Raw genomic sequence first — 5,170 nt, 5'->3', positions numbered from 1 at the left:
GCTCGTACCCAAAATTAATTAAAAATTATTATTCTGATTAATTTTTAATTTTTAATTTTTAATTAAAAAAAGGTCAAGAGTAGTGCTGCTAAGGTGCAACAACTAGAAACTCAGTTAGGACAAACTGTGGTGCGATCGCCTGTTGCTGGAGTAATTGCCGAGAAACTCGCCAGAGTCGGTGATGTCACTGGTGTACCGCCACAAACCCAGGTGGGGACTGTGATTGGTGGTACACAAAAGCTATTTTCGATTATCCGAGATGAAAAATTAGAACTTCAGACGAAAGTACCCGAAATTCAACTAAATCAAGTGAAAATTGGTGCATATGTGCAAATTCCTTCTGATGTCGATCAGCGCGTGCGATCGCAGGGACGAGTCAGGGAGATACAGCCACAGGTGAACGATCAAAGACGGGAGGCTACAGTCAAAATTGACTTACCGCCAACAACTTTACTTAAACCAGGGATGTTTGCTAATGCTGCAATTACTACTAACTCAGGAATGAAGATAGTAGTGCCGCAAAAAGCAGTGCAATCTCAAGCAGACTCAAGTGTAATTGTATTTACCTTATCGAGTGCAGATATAGTCCGCAGCCAAAAAGTAGAGTTAGGAGATCCTGCGAATAACGACAAAGTGGAAATCAAGAGTGGATTGCAGTTAGGCGATCGCGTCGTAGTTGATGGTGCAGGATATCTCAAAGATGGCGATAAAGTTCGAGTTGCAAGTTGAAAGGAATGGAATGGGGAATGGGGAATGGGGAAAAATAACCAATAACAAATGACAAATGACCAATGACAAATGACCAATGACAAATGACAAATGACAAATGACCTTTAATATCTCAGCTTGGTCAATTAAAAAACCTGTTCCTACAATAGTATTATTTTTAATTTTGACGGTTGTAGGTTGGTTCTCCTTCATATCCTTGGGGATTGATATTAACCCAAATATTGATGTGCCAACAGTTTCGATAAAAGTCACCCAACCGGGTGCAGGCCCGACCGAACTAGAATCCCAAGTGACGAAAAAAATTGAAGATGCCGTCGCGGGGTTGGGCAATATCGATTATATGATTTCCACCGTCAGCGATGGGAATTCCAAGACGACAATCAATTTTGTTTTGGGTACAGATAGCGATCGCGCCACCAATGATGTTCGCAATGCGATCGCTCAAATTCGCCAAGATTTACCCCAAGATATCAACGATCCAATTGTGGAACGCCTGGAATTTTCCGGCGGCCCGGTGATTACTTACGCAGTTAAATCAGATCGGCGTTCTGTAGAAGAATTAAGCAATATTGTAGACCAAACCATTAGCCGCGCCTTATTGGGAGTCCGTGGAGTCGCACAAATTCAGCGTGTGGGTGGAGTTGACCGAGAAATTCAGATTAATCTTAATCCAAACCGCTTACAATCTCTGGGTATCACCGCCACCCAGGTAAATGAACAAATCCGCGCTTTAAATATTAACTTACCTGGGGGACGGGCAGAAGTCGGTGGTAGCGAACAAAGTATCCGCACTTTAGGGAGTGCCGCCAGTGTGGATATGTTGAAAACCTACGAAATCCTCTTACCACAAGGCGGTTCAGTACCCTTATCCACTTTGGGAACCGTAGAAGATAAATTTGGCGATGTGCGTCAAGCCGCCCGCTTGAATAATCAACCTGTGGTAGCTTTCCAAGTGTTGCGTAGTACTGGCAGCGTTCTGGTGACTGTGGAACAAGGAGTGAAAACCCCCAAGCACTGAATCAAGCTGCTGATGCCCTAGAAAAGCAGATGCGATCTATAGCCGGATTGGTAGAAGTGTCTTCTACTGCGAGTTTGGTTAAACCAGAGATTTTAGTAATTCCTAACCCACAACGGGCAGCAGATTTGGGGGTGACAGTGCAGGCGATCGCTCGGACTGCTTCCCTTGCTACCATCGGCGACAATCAGGCCAACTTGGCAAAATTTAATTTAAGCGATCGCCAAATCCCCATTCGTGTGCAAATCGATCCGAGAGCGCGGGCTGACATCAACACAATCACAAATCTGCAAGTCCCCAGTCAAAATGGTAGATTGATTCCCCTCGTCGCAGTCGCAGACATCCGCTTTGGGAGCGGCCCTGCTACGATTAACCGCTATGATCGCGCCCGTCAAGTTGCCGTAGAAGCCAATTTGCAAGGGATTTCTTTGGGAGAAGCAGTAGAAACAATCAACAAACTACCTGTGATGCAAAACTTACCACCAGGGGTAGTACAGCAACCCTCCGGTAGCGCCAAAATTATGCAAGACATTTTCAGTCGCTTTGGCGCTGCATTAGGATTGGCATTAATGTGTATCTATGCAATTCTGGTGCTGTTGTATAACAACTTTCTCCATCCATTATCGATTATGGCGGCATTGCCCTTTTGTTTAGGCGGCGCATTGGTAGCGTTAATGGTTGCTCAAAAACCCTTGGGAATATATGCCTTGATTGGTATCATCCTGCTGTTGGGAATTGTCACCAAAAACTCAATTTTGTTAGTTGACTATACAATCATCAATATGCAGTCAGGTAAAACCCAGCGTCAGGCACTGGTTGAATCGGGCGTGTCACGTCTGCGTCCGATTTTAATGACTTCTCTAGCAACAATCGCCGGGACTCTGCCTTTAGCATTAGGAATTGGCGCGGGTTCTGAAGTTCGCCAACCAATGGGAATTGCCATTATGGGCGGTTTCACAACTTCTACCCTGCTGACACTGGTGGTAGTGCCAGTGATATTTAGCTACATTGATAATTTCCAGAATTGGATTATGGATAGATTGCGCTATGGCTTTGGTAAGAAACCATCGCGTTCATAACTACAGACTTTTAGCATTTTTACTGCGGTGGATGCAGTCCGGCTGAAGTCAGAAGACGACGCAAGTTAACAACTCCAACCCGATTTAATTGCAGAGCTTCCACCGTGGCTCGACCACAGGGAGTTTTCCCGATAATCTTGGTAAAATCATCGTTCCAGGTAAAATGCTCTGACCAAAGCTGCTGACGAGGATGAAACAGCGCAATCTCTTGTTTGGTTTCTGGATCAGAATGGCTGATTTTGGTATGCTTTCGAGCATTGCAGCCAAAACACGACCAAGCTAAATTTTTTGAGATTGCTTCTCCACCTGCCTGACGGGGTTTGATGTGTTCTACAGTGAAGCTGTCAGGAGAAAATTCTTCTGGGCATCGGCAATATTCACAAAGATTTTTAGCTCTGCTGGCTACCGTTCGTCTCAGTGCAGCAGGTACTCGCTCAAACTCAGACGGCATGAAATAACTGAGACTCTGATAAAAATTGGCGATTCAAGGTAAGCAAGTCGATCTTCTTGAGCTTTGCTAATTCAATGAGAGCTTGCAGACGTTCGACTCTCCAGTGTTCTAGCTGATCTTCATACTGGATCAATTCTTCGTGTTCGATCGCTGTGAGTTCGCCCCATTCACAGCGATCGCGTAAATCCTGTAATCGTTTCTGCTCGTCAGATGCAAGGTGACGTTGGATGACTTCCAACAGGACTACTTCCTGATGATTGGATATAACTGGCTGGGAGGGTTCAGACAGAAACTCCAATAACTGCACTACGGCAGATAACTTTTCTGGAGACAACTGCTCAATCAGTTCGATCGCTCTTTTACGAATATCGGTTGCTGGAGTCATAGAAAGTCGGACTTACCTATATTTAATCAAATTGTACTCAGATTGGGCTGATTTTTCGATTGCTCTGAAATGCAGCGATGTCTACAACGGCCCTAGCTGCGGCACTTTAAGCTATGAAATATGGGATGTGCGTAGGCGTAGCCCGTCGTAGACATCGCATTTACCAGTGGGAATCATAACAAACAGATTCATTACGGTAAATATCCAATGGCTTACCAAAACATTACCGCCTCCCTTTCCCCAGCAGATATCCAAGAAATTAAAGCAGCTTTTGCGACTATCCAAGCAAAGATGCCTTTTCTTGTAACCCTGAGTGTGGAAGAACGACGCAAGTTATTTAAGATGGGCGATAAAAGCCTAGCTTTTGTCAACACCAGCCTGACTGCGGCCCAGTCTAACCGAGAAATTCTCCCAGCCAGCTTTGATGTAGATGAATTTGTGCGGGATTATCAACTAGCAGCAACGCTTACCGAACTTTTGATTGGATTGCGACAACTGACAGAACAAGTAGATGATACCTTAATGGCAGTCGGCAGCGAAGCAATGGGCAGCAGTTTGACAGTTTATGATTACGTCAAGACTGCTGCTAAGAAAACTCCAGGGTTAAAAAGTCTTGCTGAACAATTAGGCGATCGTTTTAAGGCTATTAAAAATAAACCTGCTAAAACTAACTCTGGTTCATAGACTGAAAATCTTGCCAAAGATACCGGAAGAGTCAAAGGGGAAAAGTTAAAGGGAGATTTAATTCCCTTTCTTTTCCCCTTTTTATTTTGTCAATTGGTGAATGAGTCTTTGATACTCGCGCGAGAGTCTTTGATACTCGCGCGAGAGTCTTTAATACTCGTGAGCGAGTCTTTGATACTCGCGCGAGAGTCTTTGATACTCGTGGACGAGTCTTTTATACTCGTGGACGAGTCTTTTATACTCGTGCGAGAGTCTTTGATACTCGTGGACGAGTCTTTAATACTCCTGAGCGAGTCTTTGATACTCGTGGACGAGTCTTTTATACTCGCGCGAGAGTCTTTGATACTCGTGAATGCGATCGCCTACTACTTATTGATAACAAGTTGCATTCTCAATCAGGAATTACGAATTGCAGGGTTGTTATTAAACTCATAACCGCGTCTAATCTGCCACTTGGCTCCAAACATGGTAACAACTCCCCGCCACCGCAGCAAGCCTTCTCGCTTTATCCTTTATGCTTTAGCCTTTATCCTTTCTTTCCTTTTTTGTCTGCCTTGGGTAAACGCCAAAGAAACCCCCAAACCCAAACCCCAAGATTGGCAGATTAACGGTATATTAGCAGCCCTTGATGATGGATACGACGAAGTTAAGGGATATGCTCTCAAGCAATTAGTTGAATATGATCTCAAAGATTTAAAATCCGTGGGCAAGAAACCGGAGGATGTTGCTCAAAAAGCTGCCAAAATCCTCAAGGATAAATCCGTTGGCAAATATTTTCGTTCCAATGCAGCAGAGGCATTGGGAAATCTGGGGGAGGCAGCCAAACC

General features: G+C 44.5%; 3 protein-coding genes and 3 pseudogenes. 4 read left to right on the top strand and 2 right to left on the bottom strand.

Annotation, left to right across the window (positions count from 1 at the left end; translation table 11 throughout):
- Positions 1-72: 72 nt before the first annotated feature.
- A pseudogene (locus ACFFAP_RS35505) lies at positions 73-729 on the top strand (efflux RND transporter periplasmic adaptor subunit); the annotation flags it as partial.
- Positions 730-826: 97 nt separating this feature from the next.
- Positions 827-2,823, top strand: a pseudogene (locus ACFFAP_RS35500) (efflux RND transporter permease subunit).
- Positions 2,824-2,842: 19 nt separating this feature from the next.
- Here the strand turns inward: ACFFAP_RS35500 and ACFFAP_RS35495 are convergent.
- The gene (locus tag ACFFAP_RS35495) at positions 2,843-3,274 is read right to left on the bottom strand and encodes an HNH endonuclease (protein WP_375515607.1); all 432 of its coding nucleotides are present in this window, start codon (positions 3,272-3,274) and stop codon (positions 2,843-2,845) included.
- A complete protein-coding gene (locus ACFFAP_RS35490; protein ID WP_375515606.1) occupies positions 3,264-3,659 on the bottom strand; it encodes a hypothetical protein in 396 nt (131 codons plus the stop codon). The genes ACFFAP_RS35495 and ACFFAP_RS35490 overlap by 11 nt, the downstream gene beginning before the upstream one ends.
- 207 nt (positions 3,660-3,866) lie before the next feature.
- Here ACFFAP_RS35490 and ACFFAP_RS35485 point away from each other — a divergent pair, with 207 nt between their 5' ends.
- Together ACFFAP_RS35485 and ACFFAP_RS35480 are read left to right on the top strand one after the other, a co-directional pair.
- On the top strand, positions 3,867-4,343 hold the full coding sequence (locus ACFFAP_RS35485; protein WP_375515605.1) for a hypothetical protein: 477 nt from the start codon (positions 3,867-3,869) through the stop codon (positions 4,341-4,343).
- 465 nt (positions 4,344-4,808) lie between these two features.
- Positions 4,809-5,170, top strand: a pseudogene (locus ACFFAP_RS35480) (PBS lyase); the annotation flags it as partial.

It is taken from the genome of uncultured Nostoc sp., assembly GCF_964245575.1.
In the GTDB taxonomy this organism is placed as follows: Bacteria; Cyanobacteriota; Cyanobacteriia; order Cyanobacteriales; family Nostocaceae; genus Nostoc.
This window is presented reverse-complemented; position numbering and strand designations above follow the sequence as displayed.

What these genes read in the sequence shown, in the direction of transcription:
- ACFFAP_RS35495 (WP_375515607.1), bottom strand. Translation starts at nt 3,274, where the DNA reads ATGCCGTCTGAGTTTGAGCGAGTACCTGCTGCACTGAGACGAACGGTA.
- ACFFAP_RS35485 (WP_375515605.1), top strand. Translation starts at nt 3,867, where the DNA reads ATGGCTTACCAAAACATTACCGCCTCCCTTTCCCCAGCAGATATCCAA.
- ACFFAP_RS35490 (WP_375515606.1), bottom strand. Translation starts at nt 3,659, where the DNA reads ATGACTCCAGCAACCGATATTCGTAAAAGAGCGATCGAACTGATTGAG.